The following is a 26,562-nucleotide window of genomic DNA, read 5'->3' as shown; positions in this document are numbered from 1 at the left end:
CGATGCCCGAAAAGGCGGAAACCGGGGGGTGTGCGGTTTCCGTCCCCGGCCGATCGGCGATCTGGAAGGCTGAAACGAAGGCGCTTCAGGCTAAAAGATCATGCAATCAACGGAAACTGACCCTATCACTTCGATGAAACCCAGGGGATCAACCGGCTTCGCCCTCACCCCGCTGCGGAAACAGTGGGAGTTACGGTTCCGGCATGGTTCAGCTCCACGACCGCCCGACGCCCCAACCCCCCGGTGGCGTCCGTTCCAAGGGCCTCAACAGCGACTCGGTGGGCCTGCTCGGCAACGCGGTGATCGGCGTGTCGACGGTGGCCCCGGTGTACTGCCTCACCACCACCCTGGGGACCACGGTGGCCGCCGTCGGCCTGCGGATGCCGGCCCTCTTCCTGGCCGGCTTCCTGCCGATGATGCTGGTGGCCTTCGCCTACCGGGAGCTGAACAAGGCGATCCCGGACAGCGGCACCTCGTTCACCTGGACGGTCAAGGCGTTCGGCCCGAAGATCGGCTGGATGTGCGGCTGGGGCCTGGTGATCGCGACGATCATCGTGCTGTCCAACCTCGCGGGCGTCGCCACCGAGTACCTGTACCTGCTGCTCGGCGAGATCACCCGCAACGACTCGGTCGCCGAGCTGAACGGGAACAGGCTGGTCCACGTGGTCACCTGCCTGGCGCTGATCGCCGCCGCGACGCTGATCAGCTACCGCGGCATGACCGCCACCAAGGGCGTCCAGTACGCCCTGGTCGGGCTGCAGCTCGCCGTGCTCGGCCTGTTCGGCGTGATGGCGATCGCCAAGGCCGCGGGCCACGGCGCGGCCGGCTCGCTGCACTTCTCCTGGAGCTGGCTCGACCCGTTCCAGGCCAGCTCGTTCACCTCCTTCGTGGCGGGCCTGTCGCTCTCGCTGTTCATGTACTGGGGCTGGGACGCCTGCCTGAGCGCCAACGAGGAGACCGGCGGCAGCGAGAAGACCCCCGGCCGGGCCGCGATGCTGGCGATGGCCGTGCTGGTCGGCTCCTACCTGTTCACCGCCGTCGCGGTGCAGATGTACGCGGGCGTCGGCACCACCGGCACCGGCCTGGGCAACCCGGAGACCTCCTCCAACGTGCTGGCCGTGCTGGCCGGCCCGGTGATGGGCACCGGCCTGGGCGTGCTGCTGTTCGTCGCGGTGCTGGCCTCCGCCTCCGCCAGCCTGCAGACCACGTTCATCCCGGTCAGCCGCACCGTGCTGGCGATGAGCGTGTACGAGGCGCTGCCCGCCTCCTTCACCAGGGTCAACGACCGCTACAAGACCCCGGGGCGGGCGATCGTCACCGCCGGCGTCGGCACCGGCGCGTTCTACACCGTGATGACCCTGGTCAGCTCGCACGTGCTGGCCGACACCATCGCCGCGCTGACCCTGATGATCTGCTTCTACTACTCGCTGACCGCGTTCGCCTGCGCCTGGTACTTCCGGCGCGACTTCCGCAACTCGGTGCGCGACGCGCTGCTCAAGTGCGTGTTCCCGCTGCTCGGCGGGCTCACCCTGGCCGCGATCTTCGGCAAGTCGCTGGTCGACATGGTCGACCCCGCGTACGGCAGCGGCAGCTCGGTGTTCGGCGTCGGCTCGGTGTTCGTGGTCGGGGCCGGGCTGCTGGCGCTCGGCCTGGTGGTGATGGCGGTGATGACGCGCCGCAGCCCCGCGTTCTTCCGCGGCGAGGTGCTCACCCGGGACACCCCCGCCCTGGTCATCCCCGACTGAGCCGGGGAGCACCCGGAGGGCCCCGAACCGCGCGGTTCGGGGCCCTCCGGCGTGGTGGGGGGATCAGTACGCGACGGTGAAGCGCTCGCCGAGGTGCCGGGGCTCCTCGACCTCGTCCAGCAGCGCCACCGCGTAGTCCTCGGTGGAGATCCGGCTCTCGCCGTCCGCGTCGACCAGCAGGTCCTCCAGGCCCTGGCGGTAGGCGCCGGTGCGCTCGCCGGGGGCGATGGTGCCGGCCGGGGAGAGGTTGGTCCAGCGCAGGTCGGTGACGGTGCGCAGGTAGTCCAGCGCGTCGCCGTGCGCGTGCATGATCTGCAGCAGGAACTCCGGCAGGCCGGGGGTGTCCCAGACCTGCTTGCCGTCGGGGGTGCGCAGCGAGCCCGCGCCGCCGACCGTGAGCAGCCGCGGCGCGTCGGCGCCCAGCGTGCGCAGCCCCGCCACCAGCGACTCAAAGGACGGCGCGATCAGCGCCTGGTGGCCCGGCCCGTCGCCGCCGCCGACCGCGCTGACCACCACGTCCGCGCCCTTGGCGTGCGCGGCGACCGAGGCCGGGTCGAGCACGTCGCCGACCGCGACGGTCAGCGCCGGGTGGGTGGTGGTCAGCTTGGCGGGGTCGCGGACCACGGCGGTCACGGTGTGGCCGCGGCGCAGCGCCTCGTCCAGCACGCGGGAGCCGATGGTGCCGGTGGCGCCGTACAGGGTGATGGTGCTCATCGTGGACGTGTCTCCTCTGTGGGTTCGCCGCTTGGCGTTTTCCGTCGTCGGTTCGACCGTACGGGCGCTGCGGGCAGGTGGGCGAGGTGCCGGGCCGACAGGGGATGGTGAAAAACGGACAGCCGGGCGGACGTTTCCCCGGCTCCGGCGTCCGACTCTGCAACGTTTTGTTGAAACGTACCTTGACGGCCCCGGCGCGGCCGCTTTAGCTTGCTTTCGCATTCCAAAACTATTCTTCCGCATCGCGGAAGAGAGCGTCGACGGCAGGAGTAGCCGATGCCCCGCATGACAGCCGCCCGCGCGGCCGTGGAGATCCTCAAGCTCGAAGGCGTCGAGGTGGCGTTCGGCGTGCCCGGCGCCGCGATCAACCCCTTCTACGCCGCGCTCAAGGCCTCCGGCGGCATCCGGCACACGCTGGCCCGGCACGTCGAGGGCGCCTCGCACATGGCCGAGGGCTACACCCGGGCGAAGGCGGGCAACATCGGGGTCTGCGTCGGGACCTCGGGCCCGGCCGGCACCGACATGATCACCGGCCTGTACTCGGCGACCGCCGACTCGATCCCGATCCTCTGCATCACCGGCCAGGCCCCGGTCGCCCGGCTGCACAAGGAGGACTTCCAGGCCGTTGACATCGCCTCGATCGCCAGGCCGGTCACCAAGGCCGCGACCACCGTGCTGGAGGCCGCGCAGGTCCCGGGCGTGTTCCAGCAGGCCTTCCACCTGATGCGCTCGGGCCGGCCCGGGCCGGTGCTGATCGACCTGCCGATCGACGTCCAGCTCACCGAGATCGAGTTCGACCCGGAGGCGTACCAGCCGCTGCCGGTCTACAGGCCGACCGCCAACCGGGTCCAGATCGAGAAGGCGATCGCCCTGCTGCAGGCCGCCGAGCGGCCGCTGATCGTGGCCGGCGGCGGCGTGATCAACGCCGACGCGGCCGGGGCGCTGCGGGAGTTCGCCGAGCTGACCGGTGTCCCGGTGGTGCCGACCCTGATGGGCTGGGGCGTGATCCCCGACGACCACGAGCTGAACGCCGGCCTGGTCGGCCTGCAGACCTCGCACCGCTACGGCAACGAGAACTTCCTGGCCTCCGACTTCGTCCTCGGCATCGGCAACCGCTGGGCCAACCGCCACACCGGCGGCCTGGACGTCTACACCGCGGGCCGCACGTTCGTCCACATCGACGTCGAGCCGACCCAGATCGGCAGGATCTTCGCGCCCGAGCTGGGCATCGCCTCCGACGCGGGCGCCGCGCTGGAGCTGCTGATCGAGGTCGCCCGCGAACTGGCCGCCGCCGGCGAGCTGAAGGACCGCGGGGAGTGGGCCCGCAGCACCCAGGCGCGGCGGGCCGCGCTGCAGCGCAAGACCCACTTCGACGACGTGCCGCTCAAGCCGCAGCGGGTCTACGAGGAGATGAACCGGGCCTTCGGCCCCGAGACCCGGTACGTCACCACCATCGGCCTCTCACAGATCGCCGGCGCGCAGATGCTGCACGTCTACCAGCCCCGGCACTGGATCAACTGCGGCCAGGCCGGCCCGCTCGGCTGGACCGTCCCGGCCGCGCTCGGCGTCGCCACCGCCGACCCCGAGGGCCAGGTGGTCGCGCTCTCCGGCGACTACGACTTCCAGTTCATGATCGAGGAGCTGGCGGTCGGCGCCCAGCACCGCATCCCGTACGTGCACGTGCTGGTCAACAACGCCTACCTCGGGCTGATCCGGCAGGCGCAGCGCGCCTTCGACATCGACTTCCAGGTCAAGCTGGAGTTCGAGAACGTCAACGCCCCCGAGCTGGGCGTCTACGGCGTCGACCACGTCCGGGTCGCCGAGGGCCTGGGCTGCAAGGCGATCCGGGTCACCCGTCCCGAGGAGCTGCTGCCCGCGTTCGAGCGGGCCAAGAAGCTGGCCGCGGAGTTCCGCGTCCCGGTGGTGGTCGAGGCGGTCCTGGAGCGGGTCACCAACATCTCGATGGCCGCCGCCGACATCGACAAGGTCGTGGAGTGGGAGGAGCTGGCCACCGGGCCCGGCGACGCCCCGACGGCGATCCGCCCGCTCACGGCCTGAGGCGCGCCCGCAGCACCCGGGCGGCGAGCCCGCCCACGAGCAGGGCGGTGCTCACCAGCAGGACCGGGGCGGCGAGGTGGGAGATCGACCAGGTGAGGACGGTGAGGGCGAGCAGGGCGACGAGCAGCACGGCGGCGCCTCCGATTTCGGTGAACGAATGTTCGCTGACTTCCGGTCAGTACTCTAGCGGGGCTGGCCAAACTCGGCAAACGACTGTTTACTGAACGCCGTGACGACCCCCTCCGCCGCCGGTGTCCGCCAGGTCCGCAAGCAGGCCAGCCGCCGGGCCCTGCTGGACGCCGCCCTCGCCCTGCTCGCGGAGCAGAACCTCGCCGGGCTCGGGGTGCGCGAGGTGACCCGGGCGGCGGGCCTCTCGCCAGCCGGGTTCTACCGGCACTTCGCGGACCTCGCCGAGCTGGGCGTGGTGCTGGTGGAGGAGTCGCTGGCGAACCTGCACGCCATGGTCCGCGCGGTGTTCGCGGGCGGCGACGAACCCGAGCTGCTCATCGACCGCTCGGTCGGGGTGATCGCCGCGCACGTGGCGGCGCACCCCGGCTACCTCCGCTTCCTGGCCCGCGAGCGGCACGGCGGGGTGAAGCCCGTCCGGGACGCCATCGCGGCCCAGCTGGCGCTCTTCGCCGAGGAGTTGGCGGAGCTGATGGCCGCCCGGCCGGGCACCGCCGACTGGGCGGCGGGGGAGCGCCGGATGCTGGCCGAGCTGTACGTGGACCGGATGGTGTCCACCGCGCTGGCGCTGGTCGAGGCGGACGCGGGGGAGCGGGAGGCGATCGCGCTGACGACCCGGGCGCAGCTGCGGCTCATCAACCTCGGAAGCCGTCACTGGCAGGGGAGTTGACGGAGCGCCGGAGGCGGTCGCGCTCTTGACACGGTGTCATGGGCGCGCCAATTTAGGGGAACCCCCCGTGGCACCCCGCGCGCAACCCCGCGCGGCACCCCCGTGGCACCCCCACACCTCCGAGAGGCACCCTCATGAAGAAGCCGCTCACCGGCGCCCTCTGCGCGCTGACCCTCGCCGGCGCCACCGCCCTGGCCACCGCCACCCCCGCGGCCGCCGTGACGGTCAACTTCGCCGGGACGGTCGCGCTCAGCAACTGCTCCGGCTCGCTGGTCCGGATGCCGAACTCCGTCGACAGCGACCCCGGCCTGATCCTCACCAACGGCCACTGCCTGGAGAGCGGCATGCCCGCCGCCGGGCAGGTGATCACCAACCAGGCCTCCACCCGTAGCTTCACCCTGCTCAACGCGAGCGGCGGCAACCTCGGCACGGTGCGGGCCAACCGCGTCCTCTACTCGACGATGACCGACACCGACGTCACCCTCTACCGGCTGAGCACCAGCTACGCCACGATCAAGAGCCGCTACGGGATATCCCCGCTGACCATGTCCACCGCCCACCCGGTGGCCGGCAGCTCGATCAAGGTGGTCTCCGGCTACTGGAAGCGGATCTACTCCTGCAACGTCGACGGCTTCGCCTACCGGCTCAAGGAGGGCGGCTGGACCTTCAAGGACTCGGTCCGCTACACCTCCGGCTGCGACATCATCGGCGGCACCTCCGGCTCGCCGGTCGTCGACACCACCACCGGCCAGGTCGTCGCGGTGAACAACACCCTCAACGAGGACGGCCAGACCTGCACCCTGAACAACCCCTGCGAGGTCGACCAGAGCGGCACCGTCACGATCCACCCGGGCATCGGCTACGCGCAGGAGACCTACACCATCCCCAACTGCTTCGCGCCCGGCAACGTCCTCGACCTCACCCGGGCCGGCTGCGTGCTGCCCCGCCCGTGACCGCCGCGGTCCGGGGCCCGCGCCGGGCCCCGGACCGCCCCCGGCGGCGAGGAGGGCAACCTGGAAGTGGGCCCCGGCGCCCGGGAGGCCCCAGCATGGACCGCCCGTTCCGTCCGGCCGACCCCGCGGAGAGACGACAGCCATGCCCCACATCAGCCTCGGCAACGACCTGCCCGGCATCAGCGGCCTGATGACCCAGCGCCCCGACACCGCCGCCCCGTTGAACCAACTGGCCGAGACGCTGCTGCGCAGCCCGGCCTCCTCGGCGCTGAGCCGCGGCGAGCGCGAACTGATCGCGGCCTACACCTCGGAGCTCAACGAGACCGAGTTCTGCTCCGCCTCGCACAGCGCCTTCGCCGCCGCCCAGCTCGACGGCGGACCGGACCTGGTGAAGGTGGTGCTGAGCGGACCCGACGAGGCGCCCGTCAGCCCGCGGCTCCGCGCCCTGCTGCGGATCGCCGCCGCCGTGCGGGGACCGGTCCGGGCACTGCCCGCGGAACTGGTGGCCGAGGCCAGGGCGCTCGGCGCCGACGACGAGCAGATCCACGACACGGTGCTGATCGCCGCCGCGTTCTGCCTGTTCAACCGGTACGTCACCTGCCTGGACACCGAACTCCCGACCGACCCCGGCTACTACGAGGAGGGCGCGGAGCGGATCGTCACCCGCGGCTACGCCCCGCCGGCCCGCTGAGCCGCCCCCTCCGCCCCCGGGTGCGCGGACGGCCTCGGGGATAAGCGCTGCTAGCGTGGCGGCCGTCGAGGTTCCGTCGTGCTGGAAGGGTCGCGCCCGCGATGGCCAAGTTCCTGTTGAGTCTGCACCTGCTGGCCGTCGCGCTGTGCATCGGGCCGGTCGCCGTCGCGGTGAGCATGTTCCCGCGCAGGGCGAAGGCCGCGCTCGCGGCCGGCCCGGACCAGGACGGCGCCCGCGCCTCGGTGCGGCTGCTGCACCGGATCGGCAACGTGTACGCGCTGATCGGGCTCGCGGTGCCGGTGCTCGGCATCGGCACCGCGCAGGCCATGGACGTGCTCGGCAACGCCTGGCTGGTCACCTCGATCGTGCTGACCGCCGTCGCCGCGGGCGTGCTGCTGCTGTTCGTGCTGCCCGGTCAGCAGGCGACCATCGACGCGCTGGACGCCACCGAGGACCGGGACGCCGAAACGGCCCGCGCCACCGCCAAGTTGAAGCTGCTGCCGATGACGGCGGGCGTCTTCAACCTGCTGTGGGCGGTCGTCCTGGTCCTGATGGTCATCCGGCCGGGGTCGACGACCGGTTCGTGACCCCGCGGACCTCGACCGCGGCCAGCAGCTCCGCCGTCGCGGCCGCGACGGCGGCCACCGCCGCGTCGAACGCGGCCCGGTTGTGCGCGGCCGGCGCCCGGAACCCGGAGACCTTGCGGACGTACTGCAGCGCCGCCGCGTGCACGTCCTCGGGCGTGGCGTCGGGCGTCATCGGCGGACGGAGCGTCTTGATGCTTCGGCACATGCCCCCAGTCTGCCGCGCCCCGCCGACACCGCCCGCCCTCAGGGCAGCTGCCGCAGCCGCGCCCCGGCCCGCTTGACCGCGCGCGCCACGACCGCGGTCTCCACCCGCCGCACCCCGAGCGGGCCCAGCACCTCGGTCTGGAACCGGTACAGCGCCGCGTGGTCCGGGCAGAACACGGCGGCCATCAGGTTGCTCGGCCCGCTGGTGGCCAGCACCCCGTGCACCTGCGGGTGCCCGGCCAGCGCCGCCCCGGTCGCCGCGAGCCGGCCGGGCTCGACGTCCAGCCACAGGTTGGCGTCCACGCCGACGCCCAGCAGCCGCGGGTCCACGCTGACGTGGGTGCGCAGCAGCCCGCCCGCGCCGAGTCGGTGCAGCCGCCGCCGGACGGTCGACTCCGGCACCCCCAGGGCGCCCGCCAGCGCCGCGTGCGAGCGGCGCGCGTCCTGCCCCAGCGCGTCCAGCAGCCGGTGGTCGAGCGCGTCCAGGAGCGGGGGCGGCCGCTGACCGGCGGGCGGGGGCGGCGGGGCCAGCGCGGCCTCCTCGGCGGCCGTCAGCGCGCCGCAGCGCCAGGCCGAGGCGTCCGCGAACAGGTGCAGCACGGCGTGCGCCGCCGACTCCAGCACCGCGCCGGTGGCCGGCAGCCGCCCGTACAGCAGCCGGTCGCGGGCGGGCGCGTCGGCCAGCACCACCGCCGACACCTCCTGCCCGCCGAGCATCACGTCGACGAACGGCACCCCGTCCTGCGCGGCCAGCGCCAGCGCGATCCCGTCCGCCCGCCCGTGCGGCACCCGCACCCGCAGCAGCAGCGCGCCGAGCGCGGCCGCCCGGGCGTCCGGCATCCGCACCACCCGGACGGCGCCCGTCCCCAGCAGCCGCCCCAGCCGCCGCGACACCGTCCGCGCCGACACCCCCAGCACCTGGGCGATCCGCCCCGGCTCGGCCCGCCCGTCCACCTGCAGCGCGTGCACCAGCCGCCGGTCCAACGCGTCCAGCACGCCGGCCGGATCCGCCGCATCGGTGTCCATGACCGTCCGTTCCCCGTCGAACCGGCGCCGGGGACGTCCCGAACCGCCACACCGACGGTACTCCTGACCCACCACCGGAACGAAGGAGCCGACCGTGCGGGACCTACTGGACGCCACCGAACGCGCCGTGCGCGAGACCGGCCGCCGACTGGCCGGGCGGCAGCCCGCCGAACCGCTCGACGCCGCCACCCCCGCCGAGGCCCGGGCGGCCTTCGCCGCCGTCGACGCCCCCGCCGCCCGGGAACTGCGCGAACGCCTCGCCGCACTGCGCCCGCGGGCCGGATGGCTGGACGACGAGTGGGCGCGCGAGGTGCCGACGGACGGCGAGTGGTGGCTGTGCGACGCCACCGACGGCGCCGTCCAGTACCTCAGCGCCCTCCCGCACTGGGCCGTCACCGCGACCCTGCTGCGCGACGGCGCCCCCGTCCTCGCCGTGGTGCACGCCCCGCGCGAGGACGCCACCTACACCGCGACGGCCGGCGGCGGCACCCGGCTGAACGGCCGCCCCCGCACCCCCCGCGCCCGCACCCTGGCCACCGCCGTCGCCGCCACCTCCCAGCCCCCGGACGTCGCCCGCGACCCGGCCGCGCTGCGGGCCGCCGGCGCCGCGCTGAGCGCCGTCCTGCCGCACGTGCCCGCCGTCCGCACCCTCGGCCCCACCGCCCTGCAGGTCGCCCGGGTCGGCTCCGGGCACCTCACCCTGTTCTGGCAGTACGGCGCCGACCCCGCCAACCTGCTGCCCGGCGCCCTGCTCGCCGCCGAGGCCGGCGCCCGCGTCACCGACGCCCGGGGTGCCCCGTGGACGCCCGCCGCCCCGTCCTTCGTCGCCTCGGCGCCCGGCGCCCACGCGGAACTCCTGGAGGTGCTGCGGGGGGTGTGACGCCGGGGCCCCGCGGCCGGCTCCGGCCCGGTCCGGGCGTCACGGCGCGGCGAGTTCGAGGGGCAGGGTCGCGGCGGCGGTGAAGACGGCGGTGGGGGTGGCGAGTTCGAGGTAGTGCAGGTCGCCGTCGCGGTGGCCGGCCAGCGGGGTGAGCGGGAGGTGGGACAGGTCGAGTTCGGCGAGGCCGTCGAGGGTGGTGCGGCCGAGCTTGATCAGCGCCTCCTTGCGGACCCACAGGCGCAGGAAGGCGCCGGTGGGGTCCGGGTGGGCGCGGACCAGCGCGCTCTCGGCGGGGGTGAGGACGTGCTCCAGGGCGGCCGGGTCGGTGGTGCGGGCGCCGAGGTGCTCGACGTCGACGCCGACCGGGACGGGGCCGGCAGCGGCGGCGACGACGCCGCTGCTGTGCGAGAGGCTCAGGTGGATGCCGGGCCGGTCGGTGAGGTGGGGGCGGCCGTGGGTGGTGTCGCCGCAGCCGGGGCAGCGCTGGCCGAAGGCGACCTCGGCGGGGTCGGTGCCCAGGTGCGCGGCGGCGCAGTACCGGACCAGCAGGTGCGCGGCGAGGTAGTCGTCGCGGTCGGCGGGCCGGTGGAAGCGCCGCAGCCGCTCCCGCTCGTGGTCGGTGAGCAGCCGCTCGTCGGCGCCCGGCCGGGCGAGCACCTCGGCGGTGGTGGCGAGCATGGCGAGCGGCGGGTTCGACACGGTTCTCCCTCTCCTGACGGGCACCTGCGCTGACGCGCTATCAAAATAGTCCGTTCGAATGACTTTTCGGCGCGTCCGTCTGCGGCTGTCAGTGAACGGTACGCCGCTTCCCCTTGGCTGGTCGGGTCGGCTGCCCGCTGACCCCCCGTCAAGGAGAGGAGTGTCCGTGCGACCCGGCGTCCGAGGCAAGAACCCGCTGCTCAGAATCGCCGTGGTGGCGGCACTCGCCGCCGCCCCCCTGCTCACGCTGGCCTCGATCGGCCAGGCCGACCAGATGGCCCCGCCGCTCGGCCCGTGCTCGGGCCCCAACTGCCCGAGCACCTGGGACCCGCCGCACACCGGCCCGTTCAACGGCTCCGACGCCTCGCTCAACGTCTACGTCGGCGGCGACTACCTGGTCCGGCAGAACGCGGCCGAGGTCGAGGGCAAGATCGCGGTCGTCGGCAACCTCGACATCAACAAGGCCAACGGCGGCGCGTTCAACATGGGCGTGGTCGGCGTCGGCTCGATGGTCACCCCGCCGAACGGCTCGGACCACGTCACGGTCGGCGGCTCGGTCACCATCGACAACTCGCAGGCGCTGCCCAGCCGGCTGTTCATCGGCGGCACCGACTTCTTCGTCAACCCGCCCGCCGCGCTCTGGGGCAACCTCAAGTACGGCACCACGCTGACCGGCCTGTACGACATCACCCCGACCGGCCAGGCGATCCAGGACCCGGCGGCCATCGACGCGTTCACCAACCTGACGCCGGTCATCGAGGACCACTCCGCCTGCATGGCCCAGCAGACCGCCACCGGCACGGTGGTGGACGACGGCACCACCGTCACCTTCACCGGCGACGGCACCAGCGCCCGGCAGGTCTTCAACTACGCCCAGAACATCGGCACCGACGGCGGCATCCGGCTGCTCGACTTCAACGGCATCCCGGCCGGCGCGACGGTGATCGTCAACATGACGGGCGGCAACGTCGTCGTCAACACCAGCAGCGGCACCGGCGCGGTCGACGACGAACTGACCGCCCTGCGGTCCCACCTGATGTGGAACTTCCCGACCGCCACCAGCGTGGAGGTCAAGGGCACCGCCCAGTGGCAGGGCTCGATCATGGCGGGCAACCCGGCGAGCACCACCACGCTCTCCAACCCGGGCACCAACGGCCGCGTCTACCTGGCGGGCAGCCTGCTGCAGCAGGGCAGCGCGGGCACCGAGATCCACAACTACCCGTTCGACGGTGACCTGCCGGTCTGCGGCGAGAGCCCCTCGCCGTCGCCCTCGCCGAGCGACTCGACCAGCCCCTCGCCGTCCCCGTCGCCGAGCGACTCGACCAGCCCCTCGCCGTCGCCGTCGAACAGCGAGAGCCCCAGCCCGAGCCCGACCCCGTCGCCGAGCGAGAGCACCAGCCCGGCGCCGACGCCGAGCGGGAGCACGCCCGAGCCGTCCGGGTCGACCTCGACCCCGGCCGGGCCGCCGCTGCCGGACACCGGCGGCGGTGACCTGGTCGCCCCGGCGGCGGGGGCCGCCGCGGTGCTGCTCGGCCTGGGCGGCGGCGTGATCGCGCTGGCCCGCCGGGCCAGGGGCCGCCACAGCTGACCGGCGCGCCGGAGCAGGACGGCCGGAGCCCGCGGGCTCCGGCCGTCGCGCGCGCGGGCGGGGAGGGTCAGGTGACCTCGCCCCGGCGGGCGAAGCGCTCCTCGCGCCACTCGCCGCTCGCCAGCACCTCGCGCAGCGCGCCCGCCGCGTCGTGCACGTCGGCGCGGGAGAGGTAGAGCGGGGTGAAGCCGAAGCGCATCAGGTCGGGGGCGCGGAAGTCGCCGATCACGCCGCGGGCGATCAGCGCCTGCACCACCGCGTAGCCGTCGGGGTGGCGCAGCGCCACCTGGCTGCCGCGCCGGTGGTGCGCGCGCGGGGTGACCGGCTCGACGTCCAGGTCGGCGGTCAACTCCAGGAACAGGTCGGTGAGTTCCAGGCTCCTGGCCCGGACGGCGGCCGGGTCGGCCAGCTCCCAGACCTCCAGCGCCGCCTCCAGCGCGGCCAGTCCGAGGATCGGCGGGGTGCCGGTGAGGAACCGGGTGACGCCCTCGGCGGGCCGGTAGTCGGGCTCGAAGTCGAACTGCCGGGCATGCCCGAACCAGCCGGTCAGCGGCTGCCGGGCGGCCTCCTGGTGGCGGGCGGCGGCGTACAGGAAGGCGGGTGCGCCCGGGCCGCCGTTGAGGTACTTGTAGCCGCAGCCGACCGCGAAGTCCACGCCCGCCGCGTCCAGTTCGACCGGCAGCGCGCCCGCGGTGTGGCACAGGTCCCAGACCGCGAGCGCCCCGGCGGCGTGGATCCGCGCGGTCAGGCCGGGCATGTCCAGCAGCTCGCCGGTGCGGTAGTCGACGTGCGAGAGCAGCACCGCGGCGGCCTCGGAGTCCAGCACGGCGTCCAGCTGGGCGGCGGTGTCCAGCAGGACGGTGCGGGTGCCGGGCCGCAGCGCGCCCACGCCGTCGGCGACGTACAGGTCGGTGGGGAAGGCGTGCCGCTCGGCGAGCAGGGCCGGGCGGTCCGGGCGCAGCCGCAGGGCCGCGCCGAGCACCTTGAACAGGTTGACCGAGGTCGAGTCGCAGACCACCACCTGGCCGGGCGCGGCGCCCAGCAGGTGGGCGCCGAGCCGGTCGCCGAGCCGGGCGGGCTGGTGGAACCAGCCGGCCTCGTTCCAGGACCGGATCAGGCCGGTGCCCCACTCCTCCGCCACCACCCGGGCCAGGTGGCCGGGGGTGCGGCGGGGCAGCGCGCCGAGCGAGTTCCCGTCCAGGTAGAGCACCCCGGCGGGGAGGTCGAACTCGGCGCGCAGGGCGTGCAGCGGATCGGCGGCGTCGAGCGCCGCGCACTGCGCACGGGTGGGGGTCACAGCAGCTCCCGGATCGGTCAGAGGTCGTTGCGGACGGTCCACAGTTCCGGGAACACGTCCTGGTCGGCGGAGTGCTTGAGCCAGCTGAGGCCGCTGGAGCCGCCGGTGCCCGGCTTGCCGCCCATGGTGCGCTTGACGGAGGAGTAGTGGCGCTGGCGCCAGCGGGTGACCCGCTCCGCGGTGTCCAGCAGGGCCTCGCCGAGCCGGACCAGGTCGGCCAGCCCCGGATCGGTGTACACGGCCCGCCAGGCGGCCTCCACGGCCTCGTCGTGGCGGTGCCGGGCGGTCACCGGCCGCACCGGCAGCTCCAGGCCGCGCCGGGCCAGCACGGCCAGCGCCTCGTCGTACAGGCTCGGGGTGCGCAGCGCGGCGAACAGCCCGTCGTACTCGGCGGGGGAGTCCCGGTACATCTCCAGCAGGCCCTCGCTGCGGTTGCCGAGCAGGAACTCCAGCCGCAGGAAGGCCGAGGACTGGAAACCGGACGCCTCGCCGAGGACCGGCCGGAAGGCGCCGAACTCGGCGGGCGTCATGGTGGCCAGCAGGTCCCAGGAACCGACCAGCACGTCCTGGGTGTGCTGCCCGCGGCGCAGCGCGGCCAGCGCGGCGTCCAGGTCGTCGGCGCGCAGGGCGGTGCGGGCGGCGCACCAGTCGCGCTCCAGCAGGTCGAACAGCAGCTCCATCACCTGCGTGGTGACGATGAACGAGTACTCCGCGGGCTCCGCGCTGCGCGGCTGCTGCAGCGCGTGCAGCTCGGCCAGCCGGACGTACCGGGCGTAGGGGGTGCCCGTGCCGGGGTCGCTCCGGTCGGGCTCGAACCGCAGGTGGGGACGGTGGGTCTGGCCGGTCATGGCCGTGGCCTCCTTGGTTCCGCCCGCTCGGGGTGCGGCGGGCGCCACCCATTGTGCGGCGCGGTGGCCTGCTCTTGAATGGGCGTCGTAGCCCGGATGGGGGCATCCGCCTGCCGATCGCAAGGCGTTGCGCCCCGATCGCCTGACGAACGTGAAGGAGCCCCCGTGGACGCGGTGGACCGCCTGCTGCTGGCCGAACTGCAGGCCGACGCCCGGCTCTCGTACAACGAGCTGTCGCGCCGGGTGAACCTGTCCCCGCCGGCCGTCGCGGAGCGGGTCCGCCGGCTGGAGGGCGACGGGGTGATCACCGGCTACCACGCGCACCTGGCCCCGGCGAAGGCCGGGGCGGCGGTGATGGCCCTGGTCACGGTCGAGTGCTACGGGGTGCGTTGCCTGCTGCGCGACCCCGAGGTGGCGACCTGGCCGGAGGTGTTCCAACTGCACCGGGTGACCGGCGGGGCGTGCTGCGTGCTGCTGGTCGGGGTGCCGGACATGCCGGCCTTCGAACGGCTCACCGACCGGCTGGGCGGCTACGGGCAGCCGACCAGCTCGATGATCCTGTCCAGCCCGGTGCCGTGGCGCCCGCTCAGCCCCTGAGTCGGGGCGGGCCGCGGCGGCGGGCGGTCCGGGCGGGGGCGGGAGGGCCGGCGCCGTCCGGCGGGCTTCAGTGGCCGTTCTGGGGGTCGGCGAGGTGGACGCCCAGGCTTTCCAGGCCGTACAGGACCATCTCGACGCCGACCGCGGCCAGCAGCAGGCCGAGCAGGCGGGAGAGGACCTCCAGCGAGGTGCGGCGGCTGGCGCGCAGCAGCGGGGCGAGCAGGAGCACGCAGAGGCAGTCCACGGCGATCACGGCGACGTACATCGCGGCGACGGTGGAGTGCCAGCCGAGGGTGTCCCGGGTGAGGGACTCGACCAGCAGCGCGGTGATGGCGAGCGGGCTGGCCACGTACGGCAGCAGGAGTTCGCGGATGCCGTCGGCGAGGGGGTTGGCGAGGTGCTCGTCGTGCTTGCCGCCGCCGCCGAGGTGGACGCCCAGCACCAGGGCCATCGCGTAGACGAAGAAGATCACTCCGCCGGCGATCTGCAGGGACTGGTCGGAGATGTGGAACAGCGCGGCCATGAAGTCCGCGCTGTAGGCCAGCACCAGCCCGACCAGGGCCGCGACCAGCGAGGAGACCAGGGTGAGCCTGCGCAGCTCGGCCGGGGTGCGGCCCCGGCTGAGCTGCGCGAAGGCGAGCAGCACCTTGGGCGGGCCGACCACGGCGAAGAAGGTGACGAAGACGGTGCTCAGGGTGATGGCCGACATGCGCCCATGATGGGGCGTCAGCGCAGCCGGACGGTGACGCCACCCTGGCGCAGCACGTCGAGGAGCGCGTCGAAGTAGGAGCGCTCCTCCTCGTCCGGTCCGGTCACCCGGCGGGTGAGGAGCTGTGCGGAGTCCATCGCCCGCTGCCAGACCAGGGTGAACGGGGGCACCGGGCCGAAGCCGCCGCGCAGGCAGTCGGCGAGGGCGTCCAGGTTGCGGCCGTAGTAGCCGCCCGGGGCCCGGACGGCGCGGCCGAGTTCGGCCCAGAACGAGGGCTCGTCGGCGATCCGCTCGCCGTGCAGGACGTACGAGGGCGGCTGCGGTGCGGTGGTCATCGGGGCTCCGTTCTGCTGGTGGGCGTCGCCCGGATGGCTTCTCCGGGTCGATCGGGGCCGGTGCGCGCGCTGGGATGGGCCCTAAGTCTTCTCTTCCACACCAGGGGCAACACCATGACCAGTCTGCACCGCAAGGATCTCGGCCTGCTGGCGCTGCGCGGGGCCGTCGGCGGAGTCCTGTTCGCGCACGGGGCGCAGAAGCTGTTCGGCTGGTTCGGCGGCGCCGGGCCCGAGGGCACCGCACAGGCGATGGAGCACATGGGCTTCGTGCCCGGGGAGCGCAGCGCGCGGGCCGCCGGCCTGGGCGAGGCGGGCGGCGGGGCGCTGCTCGCGCTCGGGCTGGCCACGCCGGCCGCGGGCGCGGTGGTCGCCGGGACGATGGCGGGCGCGATCTCGGTGCACGCCCCGGCGGGCTTCTTCGCGCACGGCGGCGGCTACGAGTACCCGGCCCTGCTGGGCGCCTGCGGCCTGGCGCTGGGGGTGGCCGGCGCGGGCCGCTACTCGCTGGACGCCGCGCTCGGGCACCGGCTGGCCCGCCCCTGGGTGGGCGCGCTGGCGTTCGCGGCCAGCGCGGCGGGCGCCGCCGCGGTGGTGGCGCGCCGCCAGGAGGAGGTCCGCCGCCGGGAGGCGCGGGCCGCCGACGAGGCGGCCCGGGAGGACGGCAGCGGACTCTCCTGACCCGCCGGACTCCTCAATCGACCCGACCGAAGGGATCCCCACTGATGAAGCGATCGATGCGGGCCGTCGCCGGCTGGACGGCCGCCGCCCTGCTGGGCGGCGCGGCGCTGGCCGGCTGCTCCTCGGACGGCTCGCCGTCCCCCGCGGCGTCCTCGGCGCTGGAGGGCGCCAAGTCGGCGGTGGCCTCGGCGGCCTCCTCGGCGACGGCGGCGATCGGCTCGGCCGCCGCCTCGCTGGGCGCCTCCGCGCAGGCCGCCGCCTCCTCGGCGCTGGCCGGCGTCAAGGGCGGGCTGGACGCGAAGGACGACGTGGAGCTGGGCAAGGCCGCCACCGGCTCGGACGGCAAGCTGTCGGTGCCGCTGACCGTCACCAACCACGGTTCGCAGGCCGGCAAGTACACGATTCAGGTCAACTTCGACGACGGGTCGGGGAACCTGCTGGACGCGGTGGTGGTGAACGTGCCGGAGGTGGCGGCGGGGGCGTCCGCGCAGGCCACGGCGGAGAGCAACCGTTCGCTGGAGGGCAGTGTGACGCCGGTGGTCGCGAACGCGCTGCGGTACTGACCCGACACCGAACCTTAAGCGGGGCGTAAGCGTCAGAACCCGCTCTTGACGCCTGAGTTGGTCTAGTCCATTTTACTTGGCAGGTGCAGGGAGCCCCTGGGCCGGCGCCGGTGGTTTAGACCACCGGCGCCGGTTCGGCTTACCCGCACCCGGTGTTTGTGCAGGCCAACGCTCGATTCCCCTGTCATGCCCAGGTCGTGCGACCCCACCTCGTACGGTTCGTGCCTGGACTTGACGGGACCCCCACAACCAGGAGTCACGCAGCCATGCTTCGTTCCGTTTCCCCCGAGGCGCCCGCGCGCCGTCGGCCGAAGAGCTGGTCCGCGCTCGCGGCCGGCACCGCGGCCTCCCTGCTGCTCGGCAGCGCCCTCGCGCTGACCGGCGGCACCGCCCAGGCCGCGCCGACCAACTCGACCGGCGCCCCGGCCACCAGCGGCGGCATCAAGGTCGCGTACTTCGACCAGTGGTCGATCTACTCGAACGCGTACTACCTCAAGACGATGCAGGACACGGGCGCCGCGGGCAAGCTCGACTACATCATCTACGACTTCGCGAACATCCACCCGACCAACGGCACCTGTTTCGAGGCCAACAAGGCCGCGTCGCAGAACGAGGACGACCCCAACGCCGGTGACGGCGCGGGCGACTCCTTCGCCGACTACCAGAAGAGCTTCGGCGCCGACATCTCGGTCGACGGCGTGGGCGACACCTGGAACCAGCCGATCGTCGGCAACTTCAACCAGCTGAAGAAGCTGAAGGCGAAGAACCCGAACCTCAAGGTCCTGATGTCGATCGGCGGCTGGACCTACTCGAAGTACTTCTCCGACGTGGCCGCCAGCGACGCCGCGCGCAAGAAGTTCGTCTCGTCCTGCGTCGACATGTTCATCAAGGGCAACCTGCCCGTCGAGGGCGGTTACGGCGGCGCGGGCACCGCGGCCGGCATCTTCGACGGCTTCGACCTCGACTGGGAGTACCCGGGCGGCGGCGGCCACACCGGCAACCACGCCTCCCCCAACGACAAGCAGAACTTCACCGCGCTGCTCGCCGAGTTCCGCAGCCAGCTGGACGCCCAGACCAAGACCGACGGCCGCACCTACGGCCTCGCGGCCGCGGTCGGCGCCGGCCAGGACAAGATCAAGAACGTCGAGACGGACAAGATCGGTCAGTACCTGACCTTCCTGGACATCATGACGTACGACATGCACGGCGGTTGGGAGGCCCAGGGCCCGACCAACCACCAGGCCCCGATCTACACCAACCCGAACGACCCGATGAACCCGGTCCCGGGCGGCAACGGCAAGTACTCGGTGGACGCGGCGGTCAAGGCCTACACCGTGGGTGACCCGCAGTACGGCATCGCGGGCGGCTTCCCGGCGAAGAAGATCAACGTCGGCATCCCGTTCTACTACCGCGGCTGGACCGGTGTCTCCGCCGGCACCACCCACGGCCTGTTCCAGAAGGCGTCCGCCCCGGCCCCCGGCGGCACCTACTCCGGCGGCGTCGCCGGCATCAAGATGTTCAAGGAGCTGAACGGCTTCGTCGACAACCCCAACTACACCTACTGGGACGACGCCGCGAAGACCGCCTACTTCTACGACGGCACCACCTTCTGGTCCGGCGAGAACGCCCAGTCCATCCAGGCCAAGCTCGACTACGCGCACTGCAACGGCCTCGGCGGCTCGTTCATGTTCTCGATGTACGACCTGGGCACCCAGACCGGCCTGTTCGACAAGACGGTGACCGCCACCAACGGCTCCGCCGCGTCCTGCCCGGCCGCCCCGACCGGCTCGGCCTCCCCGACCGCCTCGGCCTCCGCCTCGCAGTCGGCCAGCCCGTCCGCGTCGGCCTCGGCGTCCGCCTCGGCCTCCGCGTCCGCCTCGGCCTCGGCCTCCGCGTCCGCCTCGACCGGTGCCTGCGCCGGTGCCCCGAGCTGGAGCGCCGCCACCGTGTACGCCACCCCGACCAAGGTCTCCTGGAAGGGCCACTACTACACCAACAAGTGGTGGACCACCAACGAGGACCCGAGCCTGAGCGGCCAGTGGGGCGTCTGGACCGACAACGGCGCCTGCTGAACCACCGGCACCGCTGACCGGCTGAGCTGAACCCCGGCCGGGCCGAACCCCGCGAGGGGCGCGAGGAGAGAGATCTCCCCGCGCCCCTCGTTCCGTTTCCCCGCCCCGGTCGGACGGCGCGCTCAGCAGGTCAGGTCGTCGGTGCGGCCGAGCGCGTCCGGCTGGGTCTCCTCGATCCGGCGCAGCATCCGGGTCAGCGTGGCGGCCAGCTCGGGGCGGGCCTCGCCGGCCACGTCCTGGAGCAGGTCGGCCTCGAAGACGGTGGCCATCCGCATCAGCTCCAGCCACTTGTCGCGGCCCTCGGAGGTCAGCTCGATGATCACCCGGACCCGGTTGGCCTCGTCCCGCTCCCGGGTGACCAGGCCCTCGGTGACCATCCGGTCGACCCGGTGGGTCATCGCGGCGGGGGTCAGGCCGAGCCGCTTGGCCAGCTCGCCCGGCCCCAGGCGGTAGGGGGCGCCGGCGAACACCAGCGCCTTGAGCACCTCCCACTCGGCGGAGGTGATGCCGAGGGTGGCCAGCTGGCGCCCGTACGCCACGTTCATCCGGCGGGAGAGCCGGGAGAGGGTGGAGACGATGGTCTCCACCTGCGGGTCCACGGTGGGGAATTCCCGCTGGTAGACGGCCACCTGTTCGGCGATGCCGAGCTCGGTGGCGGTCTGGGGCTCCGCTCTGCGTGTGCTCATGGTGCTCATTCTCCCACGCAGGGTGCAGTTGTTAAGCCTTTGACCTCACAGCCTTTGACCGCTTAGCCTTTGGATGGTAAGACTTTAGGTCTGAAATATTGCGGAGTAAAGCCGGGCCGAGGGCCCGGCTCGACGTGCGAAGAGGGGTGTGCAGTGAAGGAGTGGGGCGGCCGACTGCGCCGCGTCCAGGTCGGGAACGCGCTCAGCGCGTTCGGCAGCGGCTTCACCTTGCCGTACATGTTCGTGTACGTGGACCAGGTGCGCGGCCTCGGCGCCGCCGCGGCGAGCGCCGTGTTCGTCGTGTTCGCGCTGGCCGCGCTGGCCGTGCTGCCGTTCACCGGCCGCGGCATCGACCGGTACGGGCCGCGCCCGGTGCTGCTGGCCGGCACCGCGCTGGCCGCCGTCGGCGCGTTCGCCTTCGGGCAGGCCGCGAGCACGCCCGGGCTGCTGCTCTCCTCCTTCCTGTTCGGCGCGGGCGTCACCACCTGCCAGCCCGCGCTCGCCACGATGATCGTCCGCTGCACCGGGCGCGCCGAGCGCTCCCGCGCCTTCGCGCTCCAGTTCACCCTGGTCAACCTGGGCATGGGCATCGGCGCCCTGGTCGGCGGCCAGATCGTCGACACCGCCGACCCGGCCAGCCTGACCCGGCTGTTCACCATCGAGGCGGTGACCTTCCTCGGCCTGGCCGCCGTCACCGGCACCGCGAAGATGCCGCCGACCGCCGTCGAACCGGCCCCGGCCGGGGCCGCCGCCGACAGGCGCGGCGGCGGACTGCGGGCGATGGTCGCCGACAAGGCGATGCTGCGGCTGTGCGTCCTCGCCGGGCTGATCTTCTTCACCTGCTACGGGCAGTTCGAGTCCGGTGTCGCGGCGTTCGCCACCGACACCGTCGGCACCGCGCCGTCCACCCTCGGCCTGGCCATCGGCGCCAACGCGCTGACCATCGTCCTGCTGCAGATGTTCGTCGTCCGGATCACCGAGCGCCGTCGCCGCACCACCGCGATGGCCGCCGCCGGCCTGGTCTGGCTCGGCGCCTGGGGCATGGCCGTGGTCGCCGGACTGGTCCGCACCGAGGCGGTGGCGGCGACCGTCGCGATCGTCGCCGTGTACGCCCTGTTCGGCGTCGGCGAGTCGCTGCTGGCCCCCACCATGGGCCCGATCGTCGCCGACCTCGCCCCCAGCCGGCTGCTCGGCACCTACAACGCCGGCTACGCCCTGGTGAAGCAGACCGCCGTCGCCGTCGGCCCGGCCGTCGGCGTCCTGCTGGTCGGCTCCGGCACCTGGCCGCTCTACCTCGCCGCGATGGCGCTCTGCACCCTGCTGATCGTCGCCCTCGCCGTCCGCCTGCGCGGACACCTCACGCCCGCCCAGGACAACGTCCGGGTGCTGCCCGTCCCGCAGCGCGAACCGCGCGGGACGCGGGAGCTGCAGACGGCGGCCTGAGCACCGACCCCCCGGAGGGCCGGAGACGCCTCGGCGTCTCCGGCCCTCCGCCTTTCCGTCCGGGGGCGGGGGAGGGTCAGTGGGCGATCGGCATCAGCAGGGAGAAGGTGTCGGCGCGGGCGGGGAAGCGGATGGCGAGCGGGGCGATCGGGCCGCCGAGTTCGAGGACGAGCTGCTCGGCGGTGCCGGCGGCCTCCAGCAGGTAGTCGCGGTTGACGTGGACGAGCAGCTCGGCGGGGGCGGCGGCGCGGGGGAGGGCGTGGGCGGGGGTGGCGGTGAGGGTGGCGGAGCCGTCGGCGGCGGGGAGGGCGCGGAGTTCGGCGGCGGTCAGGGTCAGGCGGTGGGTCGGCTCCAGGCGGAGCAGGCGGCGGTAGTCGGGGAAGTCCTCGGGGGCGCGTTCGCCGGAGAGCGAGCGGCCGGCCGCGCGGATGGTGAAGTGGTCGCCGTCGAGGGTGAGTTCGGCCTCCTCGGCGTCGCCCAGCAGGGCCCGGGCGGCGTCCGCGAGGGCGGTCGGGAGCAGCGCGGAGACCGGCGGGCCGGCCAGGACGGCCGGGCAGTCGGCGACCGCCAGGCGGTAGCGGTCGGTGGCGACCAGGTGGAGCGCGCCGTCCTCGGCATCGAGGAAGACCCCGGCGACGGCGGGCAGTGCCGCGTCCGCCGGGGCGGCGAAGCGCACCGCGTCCAGGGCGGCGGCCAGGGCGGGGGCGGGGACGGTCAGGCGGGTCATCGGCACGGGGCACTCCCGGGAGTCGAGCAGGGCACGGACGGCGGAGAGCTCCCGGCGGGCGTCGGACAGACCGTCCTCCAAGCGGCGCAGGTGCGCCGCCAGCTCGGCCCGGGCCTCGGCCGGGGTGCCGGTCAGCACCCGGGTGATCCCGGCCAGCGGCATCCCGACCCGGCGCAGCCGGGCCAGCAGCCGGGCGTCCGCCAGCTGCTCGTCCGCGTACCAGCGGTAGCCCGTGCGCGGGTCCACGGCGGCCGGGACGAACACGCCCGCGCCGTCGTAGAACCGCAGGGTGCCGGGGCTGAGGCCGCAGGCCCGGGCCGTCTCGCCGATGCTGCGCATGGTGCTGGTGCTCTCCACGTCCCGGAGCCTGGTCCCTCGACCTGGTCGAGGGTCAACCGTAGCCGCGCGGAGGCCCCGGGGGAGAATGCTGCGAGCGCCCGGGCCGGGCGCCGCGGACGTCCGCGCGCAGGCTAGGATGCGGACAATGCGGACAAGTCGTCAACTGCGGTCGGACGGGGAGGACATGGCGCTGGCGGTGACGGAGCGGCGGCAGGACCGGGAGACGGTGCCCGCCGCACCGGCCAAGGACAGGTACCGGTGGTGGGGACCGCTCGCGGTCGCCGTGTTCGCCGGGGTGCTGCGGCTGTGGAACCTGGGGTACCCGCACGCCTTCGTCTTCGACGAGACGTACTACCCCAAGGACGCCTGGTCGCTGTGGCAGCAGGGCTACGAGTCGACCTGGCCGGACAACGCCAACCAGCTGATCCTCGGCGACCCGCAGGTCATCCCGCTCGGCCAGGCCGCCGCGTTCATCGCGCACCCGCCGCTCGGCAAGTGGATCATCGGCCTCGGCACCCACGTCTGGGGCCTGCACCCCTTCGGCTGGCGGATCGCCGTCGCCCTGCTCGGCACCCTCGGCGTGCTGATGGTCGCCCGGATCGGCCGCCGGCTGTTCCGCTCCACCCTGATCGGCTGCGTCGCCGGACTGCTGCTCGCCGTCGACGGCCTGCAGTTCGTGATGAGCCGGGTCGGCCTGCTCGACGGCGTCTCCGCGTTCCTGGTGCTCGGCGCGTTCGGCGCCCTGCTGGTCGACCGCGACCGCACCCGCGACCTGCTGCGCGCCGCCCGCGCCGAGGGCGGCCTCGCCGCCGACCGGATCGGCCTCGGCTTCCGCCCCTGGCGCCTGACCGCCGGCGTGCTGCTCGGCGCCGCCTGCGCCGTGAAGTGGACCGGCGCACCCGTGCTCCTGGTGTTCACCGTCCTCGTCCTGCTCTGGGACCAGGCCGGACGGCGCGCCGCGGGCGCCCGACGCGCCTGGCGCTCGACGCTGCGCCGCGACCTGTGGCCCGCCGCGCTGTCGATGCCGCTCGCCGCGCTGCTCGCCTACCTGCTCTCCTGGACCGGCTGGCTGGCCACCGACGGCGGCTACGACCGGCACTGGGCCGACGACCGGGCCGGACTCTCGACCGGCAGCGTCCTCGGGATCCCGCTGCCGCAGGCCCCGATGACCTGGGTGCCCGCGCCGCTGCGCAGCCTGTGGCACTACCACTCGGAGATCTGGGGCTTCAACACCAACCTGCACTCCCCGCACACCTACCAGTCCAACCCGTGGAGCTGGCTGGTCCAGGGCCGCCCGGTCTCCATGTACTGGGAGCAGCTCCAGCCCGGGCAGAAGGGCTGCACCGCGTCCGGCGGCTGCGCGAGCCAGATCCTCGCGCTCGGCACCCCGCTCCTCTGGTGGACGGCCTGCTTCGCACTGGCGTACGCGCTCTACCGCTGGTTCTTCCGGCGCGACTGGCGCTCCGGCGCGCTGCTGGCCGCCGTCGCCGCCGTCTACCTGCCCTGGTTCCGGTACCAGGAGCGCACCGTCTTCTCCTTCTACATGGTCGTGCTGGTGCCGTTCCTGTGCCTGGCCGTCGCGCAGATGCTCGGCGCGATGCTCGGCCCGGCCGGCAGCACGCCCGCCCGGCGCCGCTGGGGCGCGGCCGGGGCCGGGCTGATCGTGGTCGCGATCATCGGGTGCTTCGCGTTCTTCCTGCCGCTGTACACGGCGGAGGTGATCCCGATGTCCGACTGGCACACCCGGATGTGGTTCACCAGCTGGATCTGACGGCCGGAGCCCGGCGGGACGGAGCGGGGGCCCGGCGGACGGGGCGCGGACGGTCGGGGTGTCGGCCGGGTCCGCGGCCGTCCGGCTGTGACCATGAAGCGGTGCCGCCGGGCGGCGGCGTCCCCGATCCGGAGAGGCCCCCGGCACCGATGAACGCCCTGACCGTCGCCGCGCTGACCTTCGGCGTCGTCTTCCTCGCCGAACTCCCGGACAAGACCGCGCTGGCCAGCCTGGTCCTGGGCACCAAGTACCGGGCGCGCCACGTCTTCGCGGGCATCGCCGCCGCGTTCGCCCTGCAGGTCGGCCTCGCCCTGGTCGCCGGCGGCCTGCTCGCGCTGCTCCCGCAGCGCTGGGTCGAGGGCATCACCGGCCTGCTGTTCCTCGGCGGCGCCGCCATGCTGCTGTGGCACCGGGAGGACGAGGAGGACGACGGCGCCGAGGGCCGGGAACCCGCCGACGACTCCTTCTGGAAGGTCGCCGGCACCAGCTTCGCGATCGTCGCGGTCGCCGAGTTCGGCGACCTCACCCAGATCATGACCGCCAACCTCGCCGCCAAGTACGACGACCCGGTGGCCGTCGGCCTGGGCGCCTGGCTCGCGCTCTGCTCGGTCGGCGGCATCGCGATCGCCGGCGGGCAGAAGCTGCTCCAGTACGTGCCGATGAAGGTCATCGTGCGGATCGCCGCGCTGGTGATGCTCGTCCTGGCCGGGTGGAGCCTGTTCAAGGCGGCCACCGGCTGACGCCCGCCGGGGCGGCGGTCAGCAGTTCGATCCCTGCGGGGTCTGGGCCAGCGCCGCCTGGGTGGGCGCGTCGTAGACGCCGTCCTGGTACGCCGGCCTGGGCTTGGCGCCGCCGAACAGGTCCTGCTGGACGTCGTGCAGGACCTGCCGCGTCCAGTCGCCGAAGCCCGGCTGGCCGCTGCGGGTGCGGTCCAGGGTGAGCATGCCGATCCGGTTGCACCGGTACGCCATCAGCGCCTGCTGCATCTGCGTCACCTCGGGGCCGGTGTCACCGAACCGCAGCGCCTTGGCGGGGGACGGCGGCGGGGTGCTGCTCGGCGCGGCGGCCGAGGTGCTGGGCGGCGGCTCCACCGGGGCCTGGACGGTCGGCGCGGCCGCCGCCTTGCTGGTCACCGCCTGGGTCGGCCGGGCCGTGGTCCGGCTCGGCGACGGGCTCGGCTCCGCCGGGGCGGACGACTCGGCGACCTGCGGGGTCTCGGCCGGGCTCGGCGACACCTCGGCCGGGGCGGACACCGCCGGACCGGTCGGCGCGGGCAGCGCCCGGTCGACGCCGGCGGTCGGCGACGAGGACAGCAGCATCGCCAGGCTCGCGCCCAGCGCCGTCACCCCGACCGCACCGCCCGCGATCACCAGCCGGCGGCGGTCGGCGCTCTGCCGCCGCCGCTCGCGCCGGTCGGCCCGCCCGGCCGGGTCCGCCTCGCCGTCCTCGCGGAAGGTGAACATGCCGAGGTCGGCGGCGGGGCCCCTGGGCGGCTCGTCCTCGTACCCGCCCTCGTACCCGTCGAGCTGGATCAGCCGGGTCGCCTCGACCGACTCGGCGGGGGCGGGGGTGGGCGCGGGGGCGTGGGCGTCGGGCTGGACGGGCGGGTAGGCGGCGGCCGTCGGGGAGGCGTGCCGGGTGGGCCGGGCCAGCGGCATGGTCTGCTCGACCGGCGGGGTCGGCGCGAAGCGGCCCGGCGCGCCCTGCGGCGGCACCTGCTGCGATGCGGCCTGCTGGGGCGGGGCCTGCTGCGGGGGTACGGGCGGCAACAGCTGGGTCGCGGCCGCGTCCGGTCGCGGCTGCACCGGCCCGAACGGGCTGGCGGCCTGCGGGACGTGCGGCGGGCGGCCCGGCTGCGGCGGCGGGGCGGACGGCGGCCCGGTGATCGGCTGCACCGCGGGCGGCCGGGCGGCGGACGTCGGCACCGCGACCGGCGGCACCGGGGGCGCCGGAGCCGGCGGCGGGACGGGCGGGGCGGGCGGCTGGGCGGCGTACGGGGGCGGGGCGAGCCGGGTGGCGAACGGGTCGCCGGCCGGGTCGCCGGGCTCCAGCACGGGCGTCCCGGCCACGTACGGCCGGACCAGCGGCGGGCCCTCCAGGTGCGGCAGGACCGCGGTCTCCTCGACCGGGGAGGCGGCGCCGCAGGCGCAACTGCCGGCCGTGCGTGCGGTGCCGCAGCGGGGGCAGCGCTCTGCCGGCATGGGCCGGTCCTCCTCGGGTCGGAATCGAACGGGGTGATTATGCAGGAGCATCCCCCGGGGCGACAGGGACGCCCGGCCCCCGGCCCGCATCCCGCCCGGTTCGTCAGCCTTTGCGGGCGTTCGCGCCGGGCGCGCACCGCCTCCCGGCGCCGGTTCCGCGGGCGCGGGGGCCGTTCCGGAGCCGCCGCAGGACCACCGCGGGGCCACCGCGAGCCCGCCGCGGACCCGCTGCGGCTCCCCGGCGGGGGCAAGCCCGGGCGGGGCGGGGGCGGGGGGCGGTAGCGTTCGGGCGGGC

Annotated in this window: 27 protein-coding genes; 15 read left to right on the top strand and 12 right to left on the bottom strand. The window is 74.2% G+C overall.

Going from position 1 to position 26,562, the window contains the following annotated elements; genetic code table 11:
• The first annotated feature begins 203 nt into the window (after positions 1 to 203).
• Positions 204 to 1,745 carry an APC family permease gene (locus tag ACZ3J7_RS04790; protein ID WP_465616880.1) on the top strand — a complete coding sequence of 514 codons (1,542 nt, stop codon included), beginning with the start codon at positions 204 to 206 and terminating at the stop codon, positions 1,743 to 1,745.
• Between the two features lie 63 nt (positions 1,746 to 1,808).
• Here the strand turns inward: ACZ3J7_RS04790 and ACZ3J7_RS04785 are convergent, their stop codons facing one another.
• Positions 1,809 to 2,459 (bottom strand): NAD(P)-dependent oxidoreductase, encoded by a 651-nt coding sequence (locus ACZ3J7_RS04785; RefSeq protein ID WP_465616878.1) that lies wholly within the window; start codon positions 2,457 to 2,459, stop codon positions 1,809 to 1,811.
• Between the two features lie 276 nt (positions 2,460 to 2,735).
• On the opposite strand from ACZ3J7_RS04785, the gene gcl reads away from it, so the two are divergent.
• Positions 2,736 to 4,517 (top strand): glyoxylate carboligase, encoded by a 1,782-nt coding sequence (gcl, locus tag ACZ3J7_RS04780; protein WP_465616876.1) that lies wholly within the window; start codon positions 2,736 to 2,738, stop codon positions 4,515 to 4,517.
• On the opposite strand, the gene ACZ3J7_RS04775 is transcribed toward gcl, so the two are convergent.
• Complete coding sequence (locus ACZ3J7_RS04775) at positions 4,507 to 4,647, bottom strand: hypothetical protein (protein ID WP_465616874.1); 141 nt, start codon at positions 4,645 to 4,647, stop codon at positions 4,507 to 4,509. The genes gcl and ACZ3J7_RS04775 overlap by 11 nt on opposite strands.
• Positions 4,648 to 4,746: 99 nt before the next feature.
• Between ACZ3J7_RS04775 and ACZ3J7_RS04770 the strand changes: the two genes are divergently transcribed.
• The 4 genes from ACZ3J7_RS04770 (at position 4,747) to ACZ3J7_RS04755 (ending at position 7,604) form a co-directional block, all read left to right on the top strand.
• Positions 4,747 to 5,373: a TetR family transcriptional regulator gene (locus ACZ3J7_RS04770; protein ID WP_465616872.1), complete on the top strand. Its 627-nt coding sequence runs from the start codon at positions 4,747 to 4,749 to the stop codon at positions 5,371 to 5,373.
• A gap of 134 nt (positions 5,374 to 5,507) precedes the next feature.
• Positions 5,508 to 6,326: a S1 family peptidase gene (locus ACZ3J7_RS04765; RefSeq protein ID WP_465616870.1), complete on the top strand. Its 819-nt coding sequence runs from the start codon at positions 5,508 to 5,510 to the stop codon at positions 6,324 to 6,326.
• A 142-nt stretch (positions 6,327 to 6,468) separates the two neighbouring features.
• Positions 6,469 to 7,017 carry a carboxymuconolactone decarboxylase family protein gene (locus ACZ3J7_RS04760; RefSeq protein WP_465616868.1) on the top strand — a complete coding sequence of 183 codons (549 nt, stop codon included), beginning with the start codon at positions 6,469 to 6,471 and terminating at the stop codon, positions 7,015 to 7,017.
• Positions 7,018 to 7,118: 101 nt separating this feature from the next.
• On the top strand, positions 7,119 to 7,604 hold the full coding sequence (locus tag ACZ3J7_RS04755) for a hypothetical protein (protein ID WP_465616866.1): 486 nt from the start codon (positions 7,119 to 7,121) through the stop codon (positions 7,602 to 7,604).
• On the opposite strand, the gene ACZ3J7_RS04750 is transcribed toward ACZ3J7_RS04755, so the two are convergent.
• Together ACZ3J7_RS04750 and ACZ3J7_RS04745 are read right to left on the bottom strand one after the other, a co-directional pair.
• The gene (locus ACZ3J7_RS04750) at positions 7,573 to 7,809 is read right to left on the bottom strand and encodes a DUF2277 family protein (protein WP_014135580.1); all 237 of its coding nucleotides are present in this window, start codon (positions 7,807 to 7,809) and stop codon (positions 7,573 to 7,575) included. The two genes, ACZ3J7_RS04755 and ACZ3J7_RS04750, sit on opposite strands and share 32 nt — an antisense overlap.
• A 38-nt stretch (positions 7,810 to 7,847) precedes the next feature.
• Positions 7,848 to 8,834, bottom strand: a complete 987-nt coding sequence (locus ACZ3J7_RS04745) for an Lrp/AsnC family transcriptional regulator (RefSeq protein WP_465616864.1) — start codon at positions 8,832 to 8,834, stop codon at positions 7,848 to 7,850.
• A gap of 94 nt (positions 8,835 to 8,928) precedes the next feature.
• On the opposite strand from ACZ3J7_RS04745, the gene ACZ3J7_RS04740 reads away from it, so the two are divergent.
• A complete protein-coding gene (locus tag ACZ3J7_RS04740) occupies positions 8,929 to 9,714 on the top strand; it encodes an inositol monophosphatase family protein (RefSeq protein ID WP_465616862.1) in 786 nt (261 codons plus the stop codon).
• 39 nt (positions 9,715 to 9,753) lie between these two features.
• Here the strand turns inward: ACZ3J7_RS04740 and ACZ3J7_RS04735 are convergent, their stop codons facing one another.
• Complete coding sequence (locus tag ACZ3J7_RS04735; protein WP_465616860.1) at positions 9,754 to 10,413, bottom strand: 4'-phosphopantetheinyl transferase family protein; 660 nt, start codon at positions 10,411 to 10,413, stop codon at positions 9,754 to 9,756.
• Positions 10,414 to 10,573: 160 nt separating this feature from the next.
• On the opposite strand from ACZ3J7_RS04735, the gene ACZ3J7_RS04730 reads away from it, so the two are divergent.
• Entirely contained in the window at positions 10,574 to 12,001 is a 1,428-nt protein-coding gene (locus tag ACZ3J7_RS04730; protein WP_465616858.1) for a choice-of-anchor A family protein, read from the top strand.
• A gap of 67 nt (positions 12,002 to 12,068) precedes the next feature.
• On the opposite strand, the gene kynU is transcribed toward ACZ3J7_RS04730, so the two are convergent.
• Positions 12,069 to 13,298: a kynureninase gene (kynU, locus tag ACZ3J7_RS04725; protein WP_465616856.1), complete on the bottom strand. Its 1,230-nt coding sequence runs from the start codon at positions 13,296 to 13,298 to the stop codon at positions 12,069 to 12,071.
• Between the two features lie 17 nt (positions 13,299 to 13,315).
• A complete protein-coding gene (locus tag ACZ3J7_RS04720; protein ID WP_465616854.1) occupies positions 13,316 to 14,146 on the bottom strand; it encodes a tryptophan 2,3-dioxygenase in 831 nt (276 codons plus the stop codon).
• Between the two features lie 165 nt (positions 14,147 to 14,311).
• Between ACZ3J7_RS04720 and ACZ3J7_RS04715 the strand changes: the two genes are divergently transcribed.
• Complete coding sequence (locus ACZ3J7_RS04715; protein ID WP_465616852.1) at positions 14,312 to 14,743, top strand: Lrp/AsnC family transcriptional regulator; 432 nt, start codon at positions 14,312 to 14,314, stop codon at positions 14,741 to 14,743.
• A gap of 67 nt (positions 14,744 to 14,810) precedes the next feature.
• Here ACZ3J7_RS04715 and ACZ3J7_RS04710 read toward each other — a convergent pair whose 3' ends face one another.
• Both ACZ3J7_RS04710 and ACZ3J7_RS04705 read right to left on the bottom strand, forming a co-directional pair.
• On the bottom strand, positions 14,811 to 15,452 hold the full coding sequence (locus ACZ3J7_RS04710; RefSeq protein WP_465616850.1) for a MarC family protein: 642 nt from the start codon (positions 15,450 to 15,452) through the stop codon (positions 14,811 to 14,813).
• 17 nt (positions 15,453 to 15,469) lie between these two features.
• A complete protein-coding gene (locus tag ACZ3J7_RS04705) occupies positions 15,470 to 15,787 on the bottom strand; it encodes a barstar family protein (RefSeq protein WP_465616848.1) in 318 nt (105 codons plus the stop codon).
• 114 nt (positions 15,788 to 15,901) lie between these two features.
• Between ACZ3J7_RS04705 and ACZ3J7_RS04700 the strand changes: the two genes are divergently transcribed.
• The 3 genes from ACZ3J7_RS04700 to ACZ3J7_RS04690 all read left to right on the top strand — a co-directional run bounded on the left by ACZ3J7_RS04700 (position 15,902) and on the right by ACZ3J7_RS04690 (position 19,100).
• Positions 15,902 to 16,465 (top strand): DoxX family protein, encoded by a 564-nt coding sequence (locus ACZ3J7_RS04700; protein ID WP_465616846.1) that lies wholly within the window; start codon positions 15,902 to 15,904, stop codon positions 16,463 to 16,465.
• 44 nt (positions 16,466 to 16,509) lie between these two features.
• Complete coding sequence (locus tag ACZ3J7_RS04695) at positions 16,510 to 17,028, top strand: hypothetical protein (RefSeq protein ID WP_465616844.1); 519 nt, start codon at positions 16,510 to 16,512, stop codon at positions 17,026 to 17,028.
• A 266-nt stretch (positions 17,029 to 17,294) separates the two neighbouring features.
• Positions 17,295 to 19,100 (top strand): glycosyl hydrolase family 18 protein, encoded by a 1,806-nt coding sequence (locus ACZ3J7_RS04690; RefSeq protein ID WP_465616842.1) that lies wholly within the window; start codon positions 17,295 to 17,297, stop codon positions 19,098 to 19,100.
• A gap of 122 nt (positions 19,101 to 19,222) precedes the next feature.
• Here the strand turns inward: ACZ3J7_RS04690 and ACZ3J7_RS04685 are convergent, their stop codons facing one another.
• The gene (locus tag ACZ3J7_RS04685) at positions 19,223 to 19,786 is read right to left on the bottom strand and encodes a MarR family winged helix-turn-helix transcriptional regulator (protein ID WP_465616840.1); all 564 of its coding nucleotides are present in this window, start codon (positions 19,784 to 19,786) and stop codon (positions 19,223 to 19,225) included.
• 153 nt (positions 19,787 to 19,939) lie between these two features.
• On the opposite strand from ACZ3J7_RS04685, the gene ACZ3J7_RS04680 reads away from it, so the two are divergent.
• Positions 19,940 to 21,229, top strand: a complete 1,290-nt coding sequence (locus ACZ3J7_RS04680) for an MFS transporter (RefSeq protein ID WP_465616838.1) — start codon at positions 19,940 to 19,942, stop codon at positions 21,227 to 21,229.
• 76 nt (positions 21,230 to 21,305) lie between these two features.
• On the opposite strand, the gene ACZ3J7_RS04675 is transcribed toward ACZ3J7_RS04680, so the two are convergent.
• Positions 21,306 to 22,313, bottom strand: coding sequence for a DNA polymerase III subunit beta family protein (locus ACZ3J7_RS04675; RefSeq protein WP_465616836.1), 1,008 nt, complete (start codon positions 22,311 to 22,313; stop codon positions 21,306 to 21,308).
• Between the two features lie 127 nt (positions 22,314 to 22,440).
• On the opposite strand from ACZ3J7_RS04675, the gene ACZ3J7_RS04670 reads away from it, so the two are divergent.
• Both ACZ3J7_RS04670 and ACZ3J7_RS04665 read left to right on the top strand, forming a co-directional pair.
• Positions 22,441 to 24,066 carry a dolichyl-phosphate-mannose--protein mannosyltransferase gene (locus ACZ3J7_RS04670; protein ID WP_465616834.1) on the top strand — a complete coding sequence of 542 codons (1,626 nt, stop codon included), beginning with the start codon at positions 22,441 to 22,443 and terminating at the stop codon, positions 24,064 to 24,066.
• 149 nt (positions 24,067 to 24,215) lie between these two features.
• A complete protein-coding gene (locus ACZ3J7_RS04665; protein WP_465616832.1) occupies positions 24,216 to 24,806 on the top strand; it encodes a TMEM165/GDT1 family protein in 591 nt (196 codons plus the stop codon).
• An 18-nt stretch (positions 24,807 to 24,824) separates the two neighbouring features.
• On the opposite strand, the gene ACZ3J7_RS04660 is transcribed toward ACZ3J7_RS04665, so the two are convergent.
• The gene (locus ACZ3J7_RS04660) at positions 24,825 to 26,267 is read right to left on the bottom strand and encodes a peptidoglycan-binding domain-containing protein (RefSeq protein ID WP_465616830.1); all 1,443 of its coding nucleotides are present in this window, start codon (positions 26,265 to 26,267) and stop codon (positions 24,825 to 24,827) included.
• Positions 26,268 to 26,562 lie beyond the last annotated feature (295 nt).

The organism is Kitasatospora sp. NPDC015121, assembly GCF_055562955.1.
The sequence above is the reverse complement of the archived record's forward strand: the minus strand, read 5'-3'. Positions and strand labels throughout refer to the sequence as shown.

Coding starts and splice junctions, on each gene's coding strand:
- ACZ3J7_RS04790 (WP_465616880.1), top strand. CDS start 204: ATGGTTCAGCTCCACGACCGCCCGACGCCCCAACCCCCCGGTGGCGTC.
- ACZ3J7_RS04785 (WP_465616878.1), bottom strand. CDS start 2,459: ATGAGCACCATCACCCTGTACGGCGCCACCGGCACCATCGGCTCCCGC.
- gcl (WP_465616876.1), top strand. CDS start 2,736: ATGCCCCGCATGACAGCCGCCCGCGCGGCCGTGGAGATCCTCAAGCTC.
- ACZ3J7_RS04765 (WP_465616870.1), top strand. CDS start 5,508: ATGAAGAAGCCGCTCACCGGCGCCCTCTGCGCGCTGACCCTCGCCGGC.
- ACZ3J7_RS04760 (WP_465616868.1), top strand. CDS start 6,469: ATGCCCCACATCAGCCTCGGCAACGACCTGCCCGGCATCAGCGGCCTG.
- ACZ3J7_RS04755 (WP_465616866.1), top strand. CDS start 7,119: ATGGCCAAGTTCCTGTTGAGTCTGCACCTGCTGGCCGTCGCGCTGTGC.
- ACZ3J7_RS04750 (WP_014135580.1), bottom strand. CDS start 7,809: ATGTGCCGAAGCATCAAGACGCTCCGTCCGCCGATGACGCCCGACGCC.
- ACZ3J7_RS04745 (WP_465616864.1), bottom strand. CDS start 8,834: ATGGACACCGATGCGGCGGATCCGGCCGGCGTGCTGGACGCGTTGGAC.
- ACZ3J7_RS04720 (WP_465616854.1), bottom strand. CDS start 14,146: ATGACCGGCCAGACCCACCGTCCCCACCTGCGGTTCGAGCCCGACCGG.
- ACZ3J7_RS04710 (WP_465616850.1), bottom strand. CDS start 15,452: ATGTCGGCCATCACCCTGAGCACCGTCTTCGTCACCTTCTTCGCCGTG.
- ACZ3J7_RS04705 (WP_465616848.1), bottom strand. CDS start 15,787: ATGACCACCGCACCGCAGCCGCCCTCGTACGTCCTGCACGGCGAGCGG.
- ACZ3J7_RS04700 (WP_465616846.1), top strand. CDS start 15,902: ATGACCAGTCTGCACCGCAAGGATCTCGGCCTGCTGGCGCTGCGCGGG.
- ACZ3J7_RS04695 (WP_465616844.1), top strand. CDS start 16,510: ATGAAGCGATCGATGCGGGCCGTCGCCGGCTGGACGGCCGCCGCCCTG.
- ACZ3J7_RS04690 (WP_465616842.1), top strand. CDS start 17,295: ATGCTTCGTTCCGTTTCCCCCGAGGCGCCCGCGCGCCGTCGGCCGAAG.
- ACZ3J7_RS04685 (WP_465616840.1), bottom strand. CDS start 19,786: ATGAGCACACGCAGAGCGGAGCCCCAGACCGCCACCGAGCTCGGCATC.
- ACZ3J7_RS04670 (WP_465616834.1), top strand. CDS start 22,441: ATGCGGACAAGTCGTCAACTGCGGTCGGACGGGGAGGACATGGCGCTG.
- ACZ3J7_RS04665 (WP_465616832.1), top strand. CDS start 24,216: ATGAACGCCCTGACCGTCGCCGCGCTGACCTTCGGCGTCGTCTTCCTC.
- ACZ3J7_RS04660 (WP_465616830.1), bottom strand. CDS start 26,267: ATGCCGGCAGAGCGCTGCCCCCGCTGCGGCACCGCACGCACGGCCGGC.